Genomic DNA, 16,177 nt, shown 5'->3' with positions numbered 1-16,177 from the left:
CTATTTTAGTAGGAGTTTAGTTGCCAAGAAGCGGAGACAAAACTAGCTGAGTTGGGCATAACTCAAGCATATCTTTTAGAGGAATCGGCTTATGGTGAGTGTTGACTCGTTTATTCACAGGGTAAAGGAGTTTATGATGGAGCTAAAAAAGACAGTGAGCGGGTCAGCGGCACGAGCTAAGCGTGCCGCATCAGTTGTTACTCAACGATAAATGTAATGCGTTTATGACTCGAATAAGGAGCTATATCATCTTTTGCATAAACAAGCACTTGATAGTTACCTGAGGAAACTAAAGGCAATATTGCTGTATCACTTGTTTCGTTACCAATAGATGCAGCCCTGCCATTTGGCAATAATACGAGCCATGTGTAGGTAATGGGATCTGTTTCTTTGTCATAGGCGTGTGCTTTGAGTGTTAAATTACTGCCTTTGATTTTATTCCCGAACATCTCAACATCGATAATGGTCGGCGCGGAGTTATCGGGATCTTCTACTTTGATTGCGACAAACCTGTTCGTGGTGTTTTCTCCGTCAGAGGCGGCGACTTGTAAAATGTAAAAGCCAGCAACATCAAAACGAACTCTAGCGCGGCTACCTGCTTCAGCAATAATATCTGCTTGGCTATTCGCTGGCCTATTTAGCCACTTCCAGCTCAACTCTACTTGCGCGCCCTCAGGATCTTGTACTTCAGCGTAGAATAATTGCTCTGATAGGGTAAAGGTATTAAGCAATGGGCTTGGCAAGACGTTAAGTGCTGGTGGTGCATTTTGGTCGGAACTAAATGAAATTGCTGTTTTACCAGCATCGCTCTGTTTCTCTGAGACCGTTATCGTTTTTACGACTGATTCCGTACGGTCACTATTTCTATCTTTGAGTGTAAAACGAACCTTGTATTCACCGGCAACATCTGGAATAAAGAAGGAGATATACGACATAGTATAAGCTAATGTTACCTTGCTGGTAGCAGGAACACTGTCGAAGCTAAACATAGGAGTCGCAAAATTGTATTGCATGCTGTCTTTTGCATCAAGGTTAATAAACTCGTTCACTTCAGCGGTTTCAGGTGCGTCAAATGATGCTATGAGCTCTGGTCTATCATCATATACTTCTATCTGTTTAGTTACCGTTTCTGAATAGGCTTTACCATCATGTACCGTTAAGCTGATCGTGAATATGCCATAGTCTCTTCCTTCAAAACTAGCACTTTGTCCTTCAGGGTTGGTGAGAAAGAAGTCTAATGCATTGTTAGCACTGGTAACTTGCCACTTATAATAAATATTATCGCCATCAGCATCTGAGCTATTTTTTCCACTTAGTGTTACTTGCTTATTTTTACCCGCTTTTTCCTCAAAAGGAGTAATAACAGCTGTTGGGGCATGATTTTTTGGCTCAATCGGTTTATCTGAAATGCTCACTGACGCTGTAGCAATAGACTCTGTTGAACCTGACTTAATGATTAGCTGAATTTGATATGTACCAGCTATATCGGCAACAAACTCGCTCATTAGGCTGCTATTATTTGCTATTTTTGCAGAGCTATTATCAGGCTTTTCAATAATTGACCAATCCACGCTTGAAATGGCAGGAACAATGCTACTTGTTCCTACTAATCTGACCGTTGAACCGGTGTATACCGATTGGATCGGATTGATTTTAGCAGTAATGGCACCTGAGCCGGTTGAACTATCGGTAGATGTATCGCTATCACTGAGATTATTATTTTCTACTTGTGGCTTAGTTGAACTACCTGAACCGCCGCACGCGGTTAGTGTTACCCCAAGAAATAAAGCCAATAATATTAATTTTTTATTCATTTTAATGTCCCTATACTTTATCCTGGCAAACAAAATACATGCTTTAGAATATTTAATCTAGTTAAAATTTGTTCAGCACAAAGGTCAGCTTGTGCAAATATAGAAGTTAAGTTAAAAGCCCTCAGTAAAAAGTTAAAACTGCAATTGTGCAGTCATTTTCGTGCGCGCAATTTAGGTTTAAGCGGATTAATAACTTATTAAATAGAAAAAATGAAAGTAACCTTGTAGTAAAAGATTAACTCTTAATCTAAAAAGTAAGTGTGGTGGAACAGCATTGTTTGTTCAATTAGAGTGGCTGTCTAGTTTTATAATTTCGCATTCAAGATATATAGGCTTTGCGAAAGCACCTATAGAAAATAAAAGTGTTTTAATAACAATATATTAAAGAGGTATTTTAACTTCTTTGAATAGAATTTTGATATGGCTTTTCGGGCAGTATAGAGCACATATAATATATTTAATTCTCGATAATTACAGCTGTGCCCGAAGCAACGATAAATAACATACCTGATTTACCACCGCCTGATATCTCACTGTAGTCTAGATCAATACCTATTACGGCATTAGCACCAACAGAGATAGCCTCTTTCCTGAGTTCAGTTAGTGCTGTTTGACGGGCATCTCTAAGCGTGTTTTGTATGCTGTTACTGCGACCTCCAAAAGTATCACTAAAACTTGCAAAAATATCTTTAAAAATGTTCATGCCATAAGCGCATTCGGCAATAATAACATCAATACGTTTTGTAATATTTAAGTTTAGAGCTGTTTCGGTTGTCAGTAGTACGTCTTTTGCTTCAACTTTGTTTAGTTTACTTGCAATAGCGTGTTCTATTTTCTGTTTATCATAGTCTTGTTTGGCTTTACTGCCATTAACACCATATTTTCTGGTTAGGTGGATATCTTTAGCTTTCTCTATTGTGTTAGCTACAGACTCAGAAATTTGTGTTAAGTATTTACCATAATAGAGCACATCGTAATGGTTTTGGTTTTGCTGGGTTCTGATTCCCGCTAATCCAAATTCTTTGTTCATGAATTTAAGGTAAGGCAAAGATATTTCGATTTCATTGCTGTTTAGGTCAGCTAGGTTTGTATCGTCGAAGCCTTCTATGAAAGCATCGCATTCTTTCATACCATGATTTTTATAAATACCAGATTGGCTGTAGAGCGTTGTTAAGTTGCATAAAAATTGGCCTTTATACCAAATGGCTGCAATAGCATTATGCCCGTCTTTCTTTAATGCGTATGCTAAGTCTGATGTATTATATGTGTTACCAGTTATATTATTTATTAGCTCTTTATCTTTTAAGCTCCAGTCAGGCTTAGTATTTGATGGTGTTGATTTATCACTTTTAGAAAAAAACATATCTCTCCTTAGAAACTTTAATAGTAAAAAGTAGCTTGATTGTAGAATTGAACTTCAAGCATATGCTGATAGCTATACAAACATGCTTTAACTCTGCCAACCAAACATTAGCATATAAAAGGGTATAATATGACTTAATAAAGGGGAGTTATGCAAAATTCACATCGAATAGAAAACGATAAACTAATTTTTAAAGCGCTGGTGGAATTGCTCAATCAATCTAGCCGATACAAAAATCCTAGTTGTTATGCTTTAGTAAATCACCTTAATAATAAAGGTATTAAGACAAGCTGGGGGAACAATTGGACTCGGAAAAGCTTATTTAGGTATCTACAAAGAAACGGCTTTCTGGTGTGTGGGGCTTACGCAATAGCTTAGATCAATACACGAAACTAGCTAAGTTTATTTAGGGTATTTTCAGATATCGTAAAACGGGAGTTTCGTAACCAGTACGCACGAACAGCTAAATGAAGTAAGCTTTATTTCCCAGCTATAAAATGAGTAGAGTGGCTACAGATTGGCTACACGAAAGGCTTTTAAAGAAAACAACTTATATATAAATGAGGTTAAGTTGTTGAATTAAATGGTCGGTATGGAGAGATTCGAACTCTCGACCCCTGCCACCCCATGACAGTGCGCTACCAAGCTGCGCTACATACCGACGTTGCAAGCAATAGTACGTATATTTTTTCAAAAATCAATAAGCTTTTGTTTGTTTGAACATTTATTGCACGTACTGAGTGAAATAAATCATTTTATGAGGATGTTTAGTTATTTATCCACTCATTGATCGATTTATACATCACATCTCGTAGTATAGGTTGAGCAGTTTTGTTAGGGTGTATGTTGTCGTTTTGCATCAGGCTATTATCAGCAGCGACATTCAAGATAAAAAATGGCATTAAATGGCTGTTTGTGGCACCCGCAACCTCAGCAAAACTAGCGGTAAATAATCCGGTATAACGTGGCCCATAGTTAGGCGGGATGTGTACTTCCATAATCGCTACTTTGGCATCAGCTTGCTTGCTCTTGCTTACTAAACTGGCTAGGTTTTCTTTTAGGCGTTTAATTGGAAAGCCACGCAGGCCGTCGTTACCACCAAGCTCTATAAGTACATGGCTCGGTTGAAACTCATTAAGTAGGGCGTCTAAACGACGCAGTGCGCCACCGGTGGTTTCGCCACTGATACTGGCATTGATAAGTTGGATTGGTGCTTGCTCGTTGTCGTACTTATCTTGTAACAGTTTAACCCAGCCTTGCTCTTGTTTTAAGCCGTAGGCGGCGCTTAAACTATCACCTAAAATTAAAATTGTGTTGTCAGCTGCCGCACTAAGTGGTTTGATTACTAATAGTAAAACGAAAATAAAACGTAGGATTGAATACATCATATGTCAGCGCTATCTCAATTAAATATCATTCAGGTTAAAGGTCTTTCTAAAACGGTTAATACCCTTGAAGGGGATTTGCCCATCCTCAGTGACATCACCTTTAATGTCAAGTCTGGAGACTCAGTTGCTGTAGTTGGTACCTCCGGTTCAGGTAAATCAACTTTATTAAGTTTGCTCGCAGGGCTTGACCAATCGACTCAGGGATCAATCTATTTAGATGGTGAGCCACTGCATGAACTTGATGAAGAAGCGCGTGCGGCATTAAGAGCTGCAAAAGTCGGTTTTGTATTTCAATCATTTATGTTGGTACAGAGTTTAACAGCACTTGAGAATGTGATGTTACCGGCAGAGCTCGCTGGTGAAAAAAATGCCAAGCAACATGCACTCGATCTACTGGAAAAAGTAGGTTTAAGTCATCGAATTGAGCATTATCCGTCACAATTGTCTGGTGGTGAGCAGCAACGTGTAGCGATTGCTCGCGCATTTATTGGCACACCAAAGATTTTATTCGCCGATGAGCCATCAGCAAATCTTGATAGCAAAAATGGTAAGTTAATTGAGTCACTGTTATTCGAGCTTAATCAGCTTCATGGCACGACGTTGATTTTAGTCACACATGACGAGGCGTTAGCAGCAAAGTGCCAGCATGTGTTACAAATTGAAGCGGGTCAATTAGTTAAAAATACCAATGAGGCTATGGCGAATGTGGGTTAAATTAGCATTAAAATTATTTAGCCGTGAATTTCGCCGTGGTGAACTCACGGTGATTTGTGCGGCCATAGCGTTGGCAGTATTAACAGTACTAACGCTTTCTATGGTGACTGATCGCATAGGGCAAAGCATCGCACAAAAAAGCAGTGCCTTTATTGCCGCTGATCGCGTGCTGGCAAGCAACCATGAATTACCGGGTGAATATTTAACAACAGCAGGCGAATACAACTTACAAACCGCACAGCTCACTTACTTTGATACTATGTTGTTTGCTAATGACGAAATGCAATTAAGCTCAGTAAAGGCGGTGTCGGAGCATTATCCACTTAAGGGCGAACTAAAAGTTAAAAGCAGCTTAACCGGCGAGGTTGAAGTGGCCACGCAAGGGCCAACTGTTGGTAATGTGTGGTTTAGTGAATCGGTATTCTATGCACTAAATGTAAAAGTAGGTGATACGGTTGAGCTTGGCGCTGCGCAATTTAATATTGAAAAAGTATTGGTGGAAGAGCCTGATGCGCCATTTAATATTTTTTCAAGTAGTCGTCGTGTGTTGTTAAATAACCAAGATGTAGACAAAACTGAAGTGATCCAGCCGGGCAGCCGTGTTTTTTACCGCCAGTTGTATGCAGGGGATGAGAGTAACCTTACTGACTTTTATAGCTGGCTAAAACCACAAATGAAAGAAAATCAGCAATGGTATGGTGTTAAAGACAGACAGTCGCCGATTGCAAATAGCTTAAACCGCGCTGAAAGCTTTTTATTATTAGCGGGATTATTGGGCATTATTTTAGCGGCGGTGGCGATTGCCGTGTCTGCAAAGCGTTATTGCGAACGCCAATATGACCCAGTTGCGATGATGAAAACCTTAGGTGGTAGCCGATCGACAATTCGCAAAATTTACTTACTGCATTTATCACTGGTGTGTGCTTTGTCGGTCATACTTGGCTTAGCCATTGGCTATGGTTTACAAGAGATAGCTACTGGTTATTTAGCTAAATCAATGAACAATACTCTTCCTGCAGCGGGTATAAAACCGTGGTTTGTGGCGATTAGTACTGGCGTTATCTGTGCCGTGATGTTTTCAATCAAGCCGTTATTAGATTTATTTGATATTCCACCGCTTAGGGTATTACGCCGTAACTTAGGCGATAAGCTATTAGTAAGTAAAGTGCATTTAGCGATGTCGGGCTTAACAGTCTTTTTATTAATGTGGTTGTTTAGTAATAACCTTAAAATTACCGCTATTTTGTTTGTCTCTACTTTAATTTTGATTGCAATACTGTTTGTATTATCTCGGTTAATTTTTGGCAGCGGACGTAAACTAGGATTGCGCCCGGGGAATAGTTGGTCATTAGCGATTGCTTCGTTGCAAAAACGTGCCAATGCTAATGCGGTACAGTTGATCAGTTTTTCGTTGGCAATAAAGCTATTGTTATTTTTAGTGGTGCTGAAAAACGATATGATCGCAGATTGGCAATCGCAACTTCCAAGCGACGCGCCGAATGCTTTTTTAGTAAATATAACCGAAACTGAATTGCCAGACGTAACAAGCTTTTTAGAGCAAAAAAATATTCAAGTATCTGAGTTCTATCCGACTATTCGTGGTCGCGTAAACGCTGTTAATGGTGAATTAGTTGCTCGCGAAGTCTCATTGCAAGACAACGAGAAGAAAGACGAAGAAGCACGCGCAGGTATTGGCCGTGAACTAAATCTTACATGGTTAGAGCAAGTCCCTGTGCAAAATGAGATCATAGACGGGCAGTGGTTTGCCGACAATGCCACCGCTGAAGCATCGATCGAAGAATCTATGCTAGAGCGTTTAGATGTGAAACTGGGTGATACGCTAACATTTTTGATTGGCGCCCAGTCATTTGATGCCAAAATCACCAGTGTTCGTAAAGTTAATTGGGCTACTTTAAAGCCTAATTTCTTTATTATATTAAGTCCTGATGTACTGGCTGATTTTCCTGCGACGTATATTTCATCGGTGCGTATCGAAGCCGATCAAAAACGCGACTTTAGTGAGCTACTACGTGCCTACCCGACAATCAACGCCATCGACGTTGACAGCTTTGTCAAACAAATACGTTCTACTATTTCGCAAGTATCGCTGGCAATTGGATTTGTACTGGCGATAGTGGTGATGTGTGGTGGCTTAGTTTTAATTTCGCAAGTGCAAGCAAGCCTTGGTGAACGGATGCAGGAAATTGTCATATTGCGTACCTTAGGCGCCAAAGGGCGGCTAATAAAAAATGCCACTTTATATGAGTTTTTATTGCTGGGCAGCGCTGCTGGTTTTGTCGCTGCGTTGGTCAGTGATGTGGCTTTATTAATAGTGCAACGTGAGATGTTTGACTTAGCAGGTAAGCTGCACCCACATATTTGGCTTATTGGACCATTAGTGGGTGGTGTGTTTGTGGCATCACTAGGCTACTTTATGATAGCTAGAACCATGCGTAAAAATACCCAAGGGTTACTGCGCTCTTTAGCCTAAAAGGTTAGCAATTAAACAAGCCCGTTTTTACGGGCTTTTTTATGCCAATAATGCACTGGTAATTTATACAGTGCTCTGGCATTATTAGCGTACTTAACTATTTACACTGATTGGGCAAGTATTGGCTATTATTTTAGGGATTGATCCTGGCTCACGATTAACCGGTTATGGGGTGATTGCCCATCAAGGTGCTAAATTTACTTATTTAGGCAGCGGTTGTATAAAACTGGCCGATCACGAGTTTCCTATTCGATTAAAAATGATTTATCAAGGGATCAGTCAACTAATCGAACAATTCTCTCCCGATCATTTTGCCATTGAAAAAGTATTTATGGCGCATAATCCTGATTCAGCTCTTAAATTAGGCCAAGCCAGAGGGGCTGCAATTGTTGGTGCGGCAATGGCTGAGTTACCGGTGTTTGAATACTCGGCGCGGCAAATTAAACAAGCGGTGGTAGGGCACGGTGGTGCCGATAAATCGCAAGTGCAGCATATGGTTAAAAATATTTTAAAATTGCCAGGCACACCGCAAGCGGATGCAGCCGATGCATTAGCCATTGCGATATGCCATGCTCATTCCGATCAAAATTTAATAAAACTAGCGGGCAGTGCCAGTAAAACCGTTAGAGGACGATTAAGGAAATAACATGATAGGTCGCTTAAATGGCATCTTAGTAGAAAAACAACCGCCAGAAATTTTGCTTGAAGTAAGCGGTGTTGGTTACGAAGTTAACATGCCGATGACGTGTTTTTATGATTTACCAAACATTGGCGAAAATGCCATTGTGTATACTCATTTTGTAGTAAGAGAAGACGCCCAGTTATTATTTGGCTTTAATAATAAAATAGAGCGAGCATTATTTAGAGAGCTATTAAAAGCCAATGGCGTTGGGCCAAAGCTCGGATTAGCAATACTTTCAGGGATGTCGGCTAAGCAATTTGTTAGCTGTGTGAATAACGAAGATGCCACCAGTTTAGTGAAACTGCCAGGCGTAGGTAAAAAAACCGCAGAGCGCCTGGTACTTGAAATGAAAGACCGATTAAAAGATTGGGGTAATGACTTATTCACGCCATTTAGTGATAATGCAGTTATAGAGCCCGCCTCTGACGCACTTATTGCTAATAATGCGGCAGATGATGCAATCTCTGCGTTAGTGTCATTAGGTTATAAATTGGCGCAAGCACAAAAAACAGTAAAGTCAGTGGCCAAGCCTGGTATGTCTACAGAGGTTCTGATCAAAGAATCTCTAAAATCAATGTTGTGAGTAAACCATGATTGAAGCGGATCGTTTAATAGATGCGACTGAACAAAGTAATGAAGATGTAGTCGATCGCGCGATTAGACCAAAACTATTAGCCGATTATACTGGTCAGCCCCATGTTAAACAGCAAATGGAAATATTTATAGAAGCTGCACGGAGTCGGGGTGAAGCGCTTGATCATTTATTAATATTTGGTCCGCCGGGTTTGGGTAAAACCACACTAGCAAACATTGTTGCCAATGAGCTGAATGTCAGTATTAAAACAACCTCGGGTCCAGTGCTTGAAAAAGCCGGTGATTTAGCCGCACTACTGACCAATTTAGAAGAAGGCGATGTACTTTTTATTGATGAAATACATAGGCTAAGCCCGCAAGTTGAAGAAATACTCTATCCTGCAATGGAAGATTATCAACTCGATTTAATGATTGGTGAAGGGCCCGCAGCTCGTTCCATTAAGCTCGATTTACCCGCTTTTACCTTAATTGGCGCAACCACTCGCGCAGGCTCGTTAACCTCACCACTTAGAGACCGTTTTGGTATTGTGCAACGTTTAGAGTTTTATTCGGTGGCAGATTTATCGACTATAGTGGGGCGCTCTGCTCATTATTTAAATTTAGCCATGTGTGATGAAGGTGCCATTGAAATTGCTAAACGCTCTCGTGGTACGCCACGTATCGCTAATCGATTATTACGCCGGGTACGAGATTACACGCAAGTTAAATCAGACGGTACTGTAAATGCCGAAGTGGCAGAGCTGGCACTTAATATGATTGATGTCGATAAAAGCGGCTTTGATTATATGGACCGTAAATATTTACTCGCGATCATTGAAAAGTTTATGGGGGGGCCGGTAGGGTTAGACAACTTAGCCGCCGCCATCGGTGAAGAAAAAGAAACCATTGAAGATGTGATCGAGCCTTACCTCATCCAGCAAGGATTTATCCAACGTACGCCAAGAGGGCGTATTGTGTCTGATAACGCCTATCATCACTTTGGCTTATTACCCAAACAAGAATAAAGTACATTTATTGTAGCTGTATGCGTGCGTATGGCTGCAAACCCACCTCATACATCTTCTATACTGTTCTTTTAGCCACTATTCAAATGTCTATTTTGCTGTGTTTAAGTTAATCGCGTGATTAGCATATTACTTAAAGTTTAGATTATTTAGTTATTTGGGCTAATGCAATTCACATACTGTTAAGTTTGTAAACGATATTGTATGCGCCATAGCGAGGTAGTGCTGTGCGTGATTTGCAGGCAAAAAAAAGCCCGCATAAAATGCGGGCAAACAACAAGTTGAAGGAAGTAATCTAAGTAACACTGCTTAAATTCATCAAGTTTTATCAAGAAGACTTTAAGCGTAGCAATACGAAAAATCAGAATCATATTGCAAAGAACTGGGCTGAATGAAGTATTCATTGCTGCGCTAGCTCGGTATGGGAGAATAATACGCAATAGTTGGTTTTTGTTCAAACTAGAAAAATTTAATTTTCAGATAAAAAAAACTAATAGCAAGATTTTTATGAGCGCTTTATTTTTGTTCATAAAATTCACGGTCGTATATTAATCTATTGAATTTGTGATGTTTTATTTGTTTGAATGATTTTTTTATAGATTAGTTAAACTGTTGCAATGACTATGCTTATAGTCAATTATGCTTGTTTATTCATTAAGAGTGAATAAAGAGGGTGTTTTACACAGTTTTTGTTTATAAATAAGCACCCCAGCATGTATTTACCTCGGCAGTACAATCTTAAATTGTTGCGTCAAGATTGCCGAACAAGGCTATAAAACTGGAGTCAGCCTGCTCTTCAACGTTTTTTGTTGCTAATTCACAGCAATAGCGTTGTCAGTACTGAGCTGAATAGATACACTAGTTGCAACTTTTGGCCATTTTTTCGGTCATATACCTAGCGTATAATGAAATGTTATTTATACAAGAAATCTTATTAGGAGTTTAATGTGGGTTCAGGGCTTAATTTTTTAGATTTAATTCTAGAAGCAAGTTTTCTTGTGCAATTAGTTATGCTGGCATTATTAGCTATGTCAGTGATGTCATGGGCAATTATTTTTCAGCGTAAAAAAGCAATTTCGGATGCATTATCCAATACTAAGCGATTTGAGCAAAAATTTTGGTCAGGCATTGATTTAAGTAAACTCTACAATGAGATCTCATCGCGTAGCGGTAGCTCAACTGGTGTTGAAGCATTATTTATAGCAGGCTTTAAAGAGTTTGCTCGCCATAAGAAAAACTCTTTTCAAAGTGCTAGCATTGTAATGGAAGGGACGCATCGTTCAATGCGAGTTGCGTTATCTCGCGAAATCGAAAAATTAGAATCAAGTTTATCGTTTTTAGCAACAGTGGGGTCTATCAGTCCTTACATTGGTTTGTTTGGTACTGTATGGGGCATTATGAATGCTTTTATCGCGTTAGGCGAAGTTAAGCAAGCAACCTTACAAATGGTTGCCCCAGGTATAGCTGAAGCGCTTATTGCAACAGCTATGGGTTTATTCGCTGCTATTCCAGCGGTTATTGCATACAACCGTTTTGCTAATAGAGTTGAAAAGCTAGAATCTAACTACATTAACTTTATGGAAGAGTTTGCAAATATTTTACACCGTCAAGCAGCTACCCAAATAGAGGCAAAAGCGAATGTATCAGCGTAAGAAGCGTCGTCCTGTTGCAGAGATAAACGTAGTTCCTTACATTGATGTAATGCTGGTGCTACTGATTATTTTTATGGCCACTGCGCCTTTGATCACTCATGGCGTTAAAGTTGATTTGCCAAAAATGGAAGAATCAGATTTAGTTGATACTAAAGATACGCCACCGATCATTGCTTCAATTGATGCACAAGGTAAGTACTATGTCAGTATCGGTACTGATCCAGAAGAACCGATGGAAGCATTAGATGTTGCCGCTGTTATCAAGTTGCAACTGATGAAAAACCCAGAAACCCCAGTGATGATCAAAGGCTCAGGTAAAGTATCGTATCAAGAAGTACTATTATTGATGGATTTCTTAAAAAATGCCGGTGTACCTTCAGTTGGATTAATGACTGAATCGTTTGAAGGGAATAAAAGCTAATATGGGTCCTTCAGTATTAAAATCAGTGCTATTGCACCTCGCTATAGTTGGCGTTTTGATTGGAACCGCGAGTTTTCATACTTCACCGCCTACAGTAATGGAAGTTACCTTGAACAAGGCTATGCCTGATGCTGAAAATGCTGTTTCAGCGGTGACTGTTGACCAGAAAATGGTTGAACAAAAAATTGCTGAGTTGAAACGCAAAGAAGATGATAAAAAACGTGCTGAAGATAAGCGCATTCGTGATTTAGAGCGCCGAGCATCTGATGCACGTAAACAGCGTGAATCTGAAGACCGCCGGATCAAAAAGTTAGAGCAAGAGCGTCGCGCGAAAGAGAAAGAAACCGCACAAGCCCAAGCTCAAGCTAAAAAAGCGCGTGAAATAGAGCAAAAAGAACGTGAAAAAGCGCAGCAGGCTGAAAAGCAAAAAGAACAAGCTGAACTTGCTGCTAAAGCTGCTGCTGAAAAACGTAAAGCAGAAGAAGAGGCTTTAAAGAAAGCTGAAGACGACCGTAAACGCGAAGAGTTAGCTGCTAAAAAACGTGCAGAAGCTGCTGAAGAGGCACGTCAAAAAGCGTTACAAGAGCAAATGCTGCAAGAGCAACTAGCTACAGAGCAAGCTGCACGTAATAAAATACGTCAGCAACAGGTAGGCACTGAGGTTGATAAATATAAAGCATTAATTATGGCGCGTATTCAGCAAAATTTATTAATTGATGAAAAGATGAAAAATCAACAATGCCGTGTGAATATTCGCTTAGGTTTTAATGGTCTGGTCACACAAGTTACATCTTTAGGTGGTGATAAGTTAGTATGTGAAGCGGCGCTTAGAGCTGTTCGTATGGCTGATACACTGCCAGTTTCTAAAGATAAAGATGTGTTTGAGCAATTAAAAAATATTAACTTAACAATTAAGCCACAATTTTAAAGGAATGGTATGTTCAACAAGTTGAAAACAGTTTGTTTAATTTTCGTTTTAGGCTTTACCAGTGTTGCAAATGCGGCACTTGAAATAGTCATAACCGAAGGCATTGATGGCGCGCGGCCTATTGCGATCGTGCCATTTAAGTATAAAGGTGTGGGGCCAATTCCACAAAAGCTCAGTGATGTGATTGCTGCGGATTTAATGCGTAGTGGTAAATTTAAACCCATTGACGTTAATGCCATGCCACAGTTACCTAGTAAAGACGCAGACGTAGATTATGGCGCTTGGGTAAATAAAGGCGTTGAAGCGATTTTAGTTGGTGAAGTTGAACAACAAACTGATGGCCGTTACTTAGTACGCTATGAGCTTATTGATGTTATCCGAGGCCAAATCACTGGCGGTGAAACGCAAATGATGAGTAACGGAAAACTCATTAAAAACCAAGATCATATTCAAGAAGCACGCGAAAGTGTGATCAGTGATACCGGTTTTAGACGTTATGCACACCGCATCAGTGATGTTATTTATGAAAAACTCACCGGTGAGCGCGGCGCATTTTTAACTAAAATTGCTTATGTGATTGTACGTGATGATGAACCAAAGCCTTACCAGTTAGTAGTTGCAGATTATGATGGTTTTAATGAGCAGGTTTTATTACGCTCGCAAGAGCCGCTTATGTCACCAGCATGGTCACCAGATGGCACTAAACTAGCGTATGTAACCTTTGAAAATCGTCAAAGCCAAATTTATATCCAAGATTTATACACTGGTAAGCGTGAACTCATAACAAGTCACCAAGGTATTAATGGTGCGCCACAATTCTCACCCGATGGTAAAAAACTACTATTGGTGCTATCAAAAGACAGAAACGGCGCTACAGAAGTGTATATGCTAGACTTAGCAACGCGTAAAGAAACCCGATTGACTAACCACCGTAGTATAGATACTGAACCGTCTTGGCATCCGAATGGTCAAGATATAGTGTTTACTTCTGAAAGGGGTGGTAATGCTCAGATTTATAAGTTAAATTTACAAACAGGTAGGTCACAACGAATGACCTTTGATGGTGATATGAATCTAGCTGGTTCTATTACCCCTGACGGCAAAGAATTAGTGATGGTTAACCGTACCAACGGGCAGTACCATCTTGCTAAGAAAGAGCTGGCTACAGGCGCATTTCAAGTGTTAACACGAACGCGCCTAGATGAGTCACCGAGCGTAGCACCAAATGGTTCGATGATCATCTATAGCACGCTACATAATAATAAGCAGGTACTAGCGCTAGTATCAATGGACGGTCGCTTTAAAGCACGGTTACCTGTGCTAAATGGACAAGTAAAGGCACCCGCGTGGTCGCCTTATTTACAGTAATTTTTGCTGGTTTACTCAATATAGGAATCTACTCAATGCAACTTAATAAAATACTTAAAGGCCTGCTAATTGCTGTGCCAGTTATGACACTAGCAGCTTGTAGCTCATCTTCGGATATCGATGAAGGTGCAGCAAATCAATCAAATCAAGCGACTGTTGAGCAAACAACTGATAATGACACTGTCGAAGTTGCGACATTAACGCCAGAGCAGCAAGCACAAGAAGAACTTCGTCAGAAGTATGACGAATTGCGTCAAGAACAAGTGATTTACTTTGGTTTTGATACTGCGACTATTCAAGGTCAGTATGGCGAATTACTTCGTGCACATGCTGAGTTTTTAGTTAAAAATCCATCTGTTAAAGTATTAATTGAAGGTCATGCTGATGAGCGTGGCACTCCTGAGTACAATATTGCACTGGGTGAGCACCGTGGCCAAGCAGTTGAAAAATACCTACAAAGTTTAGGTGTTTCTGCAAGCCAAATGTCAGTAGTGAGCTACGGTGAAGAAAAGCCGATGGTTAAATCACGTACTGAATCTGCTTTCGCTAAAAACCGCCGTGCGGTACTAGTTTACTAAATTAGAGACATTATGAAGCCGAAAATTATTTTGGCAGCCATGATATTGAGCGGGAGCACCCATGTTTGGGCTGCTCCCGCTCCTGTTTCAGAAGCTGCGAGTTCACAATCGAGTATAGAAAAACGCCTTGCTGCCCTTGAAAGTATGATGCAGTCGAGAAATTTATTACAAGTTGAGTTACAGCAACAGTTAAGTAGGCTGCAAGATGAAGTGAGCCAGGTTCGCGGGATCACTGAAGAGCAGACCTATAAGCTTGAAAAAGTACTGCAACGTCAACGTGAGCTGTATCAAGAAATTGAAAATCGCGTTAGCCAAGCTTACTCGCAACCTAGTGCTGAGCAACACGCAGAGCCTGTTGCATCGCAAGCTATTAGTTCTGATCTGTCTGAGAATGAGGCATACGAGCGTGCAGTGGCATTAATCATGAAGGATAAGCGCTATGATCAGGCAATTCCAGAGTTTCAAACGTTTTTAACAACATATCCAAATTCTGTGTATGCGTCTAACGCTCATTATTGGTTAGGACAATTATTAACAATTAAAAATGATCCAGTAAAGGCATCGGAACATTTTAAAGTGGTTGTAAATGAATTTCCAAATTCAAATAAGCGTCCAGATGCCATGTTAAAGCTTGGTACTTTATTACAAGAGCAAGGTTTAGCCGAACAAGCGTCAAAAACCTTTAATGATTTACTTAACCAATACCCAAGTACAACTGCTGCAAAATTGGCCACTGATCGCCTTTCAAAAATGTAGAATCAGTTTGATTAGACTGCTTTTTGTCATAAGCGGTCTAAAATTGGTCAACTAGACATAAAAACTTAAAAAAAGAGACATTTTCTGTTGCACTCATTTTTTAAATAAGTATTATAAGCGCCCGCAGCAAACGAATGGTTCAACCACTCGAATTGCGACAAAAAGAGCGGGTCATTAGCTCAGTTGGTAGAGCAGTGGACTTTTAATCCATTGGTCGATGGTTCAAGTCCATCATGACCCACCATTCATTATTTAATAATAGAATGGTCTTTATCGGCGGATTTACGTATTAATGTTTTGTTGCATTTTGTTGCAGCAGCAGAGCGGGTCATTAGCTCAGTTGGTAGAGCAGTGGACTTTTAATCCATTGGTCGATGGTTCAAGTCCATCATGACCCACCATTCTTTATTCGTTGAATAGTAGA

14 protein-coding genes and 3 tRNA genes are annotated in these 16,177 nt (G+C 40.1%); 13 read left to right on the top strand and 4 right to left on the bottom strand.

Annotation, left to right across the window (positions count from 1 at the left end):
* Positions 1-197: 197 nt before the first annotated feature.
* From FW757_RS12000 to FW757_RS11985, 4 genes are all read right to left on the bottom strand, one after another.
* Positions 198-1,814, bottom strand: a complete 1,617-nt coding sequence (locus tag FW757_RS12000) for a PKD domain-containing protein (RefSeq protein WP_446441252.1) — start codon at positions 1,812-1,814, stop codon at positions 198-200.
* A 457-nt stretch (positions 1,815-2,271) separates the two neighbouring features.
* Positions 2,272-3,177, bottom strand: coding sequence for a YbjQ family protein (locus tag FW757_RS11995; protein ID WP_446441251.1), 906 nt, complete (start codon positions 3,175-3,177; stop codon positions 2,272-2,274).
* 584 nt (positions 3,178-3,761) lie between these two features.
* Positions 3,762-3,838 (bottom strand) — tRNA-Pro (locus FW757_RS11990).
* Between the two features lie 106 nt (positions 3,839-3,944).
* The gene (locus tag FW757_RS11985) at positions 3,945-4,565 is read right to left on the bottom strand and encodes an arylesterase (RefSeq protein WP_182739772.1); all 621 of its coding nucleotides are present in this window, start codon (positions 4,563-4,565) and stop codon (positions 3,945-3,947) included.
* Between FW757_RS11985 and FW757_RS11980 the strand changes: the two genes are divergently transcribed.
* The 13 genes from FW757_RS11980 to FW757_RS11920 all read left to right on the top strand — a co-directional run bounded on the left by FW757_RS11980 (position 4,566) and on the right by FW757_RS11920 (position 16,154).
* Positions 4,566-5,279 carry an ABC transporter ATP-binding protein gene (locus FW757_RS11980; protein WP_446441250.1) on the top strand — a complete coding sequence of 238 codons (714 nt, stop codon included), beginning with the start codon at positions 4,566-4,568 and terminating at the stop codon, positions 5,277-5,279. It begins immediately after the preceding gene.
* Entirely contained in the window at positions 5,269-7,770 is a 2,502-nt protein-coding gene (locus FW757_RS11975; protein WP_446441249.1) for an ABC transporter permease, read from the top strand. The genes FW757_RS11980 and FW757_RS11975 overlap by 11 nt, the downstream gene beginning before the upstream one ends.
* A 121-nt stretch (positions 7,771-7,891) precedes the next feature.
* Complete coding sequence (gene ruvC / locus FW757_RS11970) at positions 7,892-8,416, top strand: crossover junction endodeoxyribonuclease RuvC (RefSeq protein WP_145233090.1); 525 nt, start codon at positions 7,892-7,894, stop codon at positions 8,414-8,416.
* 1 nt (position 8,417) lies between these two features.
* Positions 8,418-9,035, top strand: a complete 618-nt coding sequence (gene ruvA, locus FW757_RS11965; protein ID WP_145233091.1) for a Holliday junction branch migration protein RuvA — start codon at positions 8,418-8,420, stop codon at positions 9,033-9,035.
* A gap of 7 nt (positions 9,036-9,042) precedes the next feature.
* Complete coding sequence (ruvB, locus tag FW757_RS11960; RefSeq protein WP_145233092.1) at positions 9,043-10,050, top strand: Holliday junction branch migration DNA helicase RuvB; 1,008 nt, start codon at positions 9,043-9,045, stop codon at positions 10,048-10,050.
* Between the two features lie 947 nt (positions 10,051-10,997).
* A complete protein-coding gene (gene tolQ / locus FW757_RS11955) occupies positions 10,998-11,702 on the top strand; it encodes a protein TolQ (RefSeq protein ID WP_149982328.1) in 705 nt (234 codons plus the stop codon).
* Entirely contained in the window at positions 11,689-12,123 is a 435-nt protein-coding gene (tolR, locus tag FW757_RS11950; protein ID WP_149982327.1) for a protein TolR, read from the top strand. Before tolQ ends, tolR begins: the two co-directional genes overlap by 14 nt.
* Position 12,124: 1 nt before the next feature.
* The gene (gene tolA / locus FW757_RS11945) at positions 12,125-13,051 is read left to right on the top strand and encodes a cell envelope integrity protein TolA (RefSeq protein WP_149982326.1); all 927 of its coding nucleotides are present in this window, start codon (positions 12,125-12,127) and stop codon (positions 13,049-13,051) included.
* Positions 13,052-13,060: 9 nt separating this feature from the next.
* Complete coding sequence (tolB, locus tag FW757_RS11940) at positions 13,061-14,419, top strand: Tol-Pal system beta propeller repeat protein TolB (RefSeq protein ID WP_149982325.1); 1,359 nt, start codon at positions 13,061-13,063, stop codon at positions 14,417-14,419.
* A gap of 35 nt (positions 14,420-14,454) precedes the next feature.
* Entirely contained in the window at positions 14,455-14,997 is a 543-nt protein-coding gene (gene pal, locus FW757_RS11935; protein ID WP_149982324.1) for a peptidoglycan-associated lipoprotein Pal, read from the top strand.
* Between the two features lie 12 nt (positions 14,998-15,009).
* Positions 15,010-15,753 carry a tol-pal system protein YbgF gene (gene ybgF / locus FW757_RS11930; protein ID WP_446441248.1) on the top strand — a complete coding sequence of 248 codons (744 nt, stop codon included), beginning with the start codon at positions 15,010-15,012 and terminating at the stop codon, positions 15,751-15,753.
* 168 nt (positions 15,754-15,921) lie between these two features.
* Positions 15,922-15,997 (top strand) — tRNA-Lys (locus FW757_RS11925).
* Positions 15,998-16,078: 81 nt separating this feature from the next.
* Positions 16,079-16,154: transfer RNA gene (locus FW757_RS11920), tRNA-Lys, on the top strand.
* Positions 16,155-16,177 lie beyond the last annotated feature (23 nt).

It is taken from the genome of Pseudoalteromonas sp. 1181_04 (genome assembly GCF_052850545.1).
The sequence above is the reverse complement of the archived record's forward strand: the minus strand, read 5'-3'. Positions and strand labels throughout refer to the sequence as shown.

What these genes read in the sequence shown, in the direction of transcription:
- tolA (WP_149982326.1), top strand. Translation starts at nt 12,125, where the DNA reads ATGGGTCCTTCAGTATTAAAATCAGTGCTATTGCACCTCGCTATAGTT.
- ruvB (WP_145233092.1), top strand. Translation starts at nt 9,043, where the DNA reads ATGATTGAAGCGGATCGTTTAATAGATGCGACTGAACAAAGTAATGAA.
- FW757_RS11980 (WP_446441250.1), top strand. Translation starts at nt 4,566, where the DNA reads ATGTCAGCGCTATCTCAATTAAATATCATTCAGGTTAAAGGTCTTTCT.
- FW757_RS11985 (WP_182739772.1), bottom strand. Translation starts at nt 4,565, where the DNA reads ATGATGTATTCAATCCTACGTTTTATTTTCGTTTTACTATTAGTAATC.
- FW757_RS11975 (WP_446441249.1), top strand. Translation starts at nt 5,269, where the DNA reads ATGTGGGTTAAATTAGCATTAAAATTATTTAGCCGTGAATTTCGCCGT.
- pal (WP_149982324.1), top strand. Translation starts at nt 14,455, where the DNA reads ATGCAACTTAATAAAATACTTAAAGGCCTGCTAATTGCTGTGCCAGTT.
- FW757_RS11995 (WP_446441251.1), bottom strand. Translation starts at nt 3,177, where the DNA reads ATGTTTTTTTCTAAAAGTGATAAATCAACACCATCAAATACTAAGCCT.
- ruvA (WP_145233091.1), top strand. Translation starts at nt 8,418, where the DNA reads ATGATAGGTCGCTTAAATGGCATCTTAGTAGAAAAACAACCGCCAGAA.
- ybgF (WP_446441248.1), top strand. Translation starts at nt 15,010, where the DNA reads ATGAAGCCGAAAATTATTTTGGCAGCCATGATATTGAGCGGGAGCACC.
- tolR (WP_149982327.1), top strand. Translation starts at nt 11,689, where the DNA reads ATGTATCAGCGTAAGAAGCGTCGTCCTGTTGCAGAGATAAACGTAGTT.
- tolB (WP_149982325.1), top strand. Translation starts at nt 13,061, where the DNA reads ATGTTCAACAAGTTGAAAACAGTTTGTTTAATTTTCGTTTTAGGCTTT.
- FW757_RS12000 (WP_446441252.1), bottom strand. Translation starts at nt 1,814, where the DNA reads ATGAATAAAAAATTAATATTATTGGCTTTATTTCTTGGGGTAACACTA.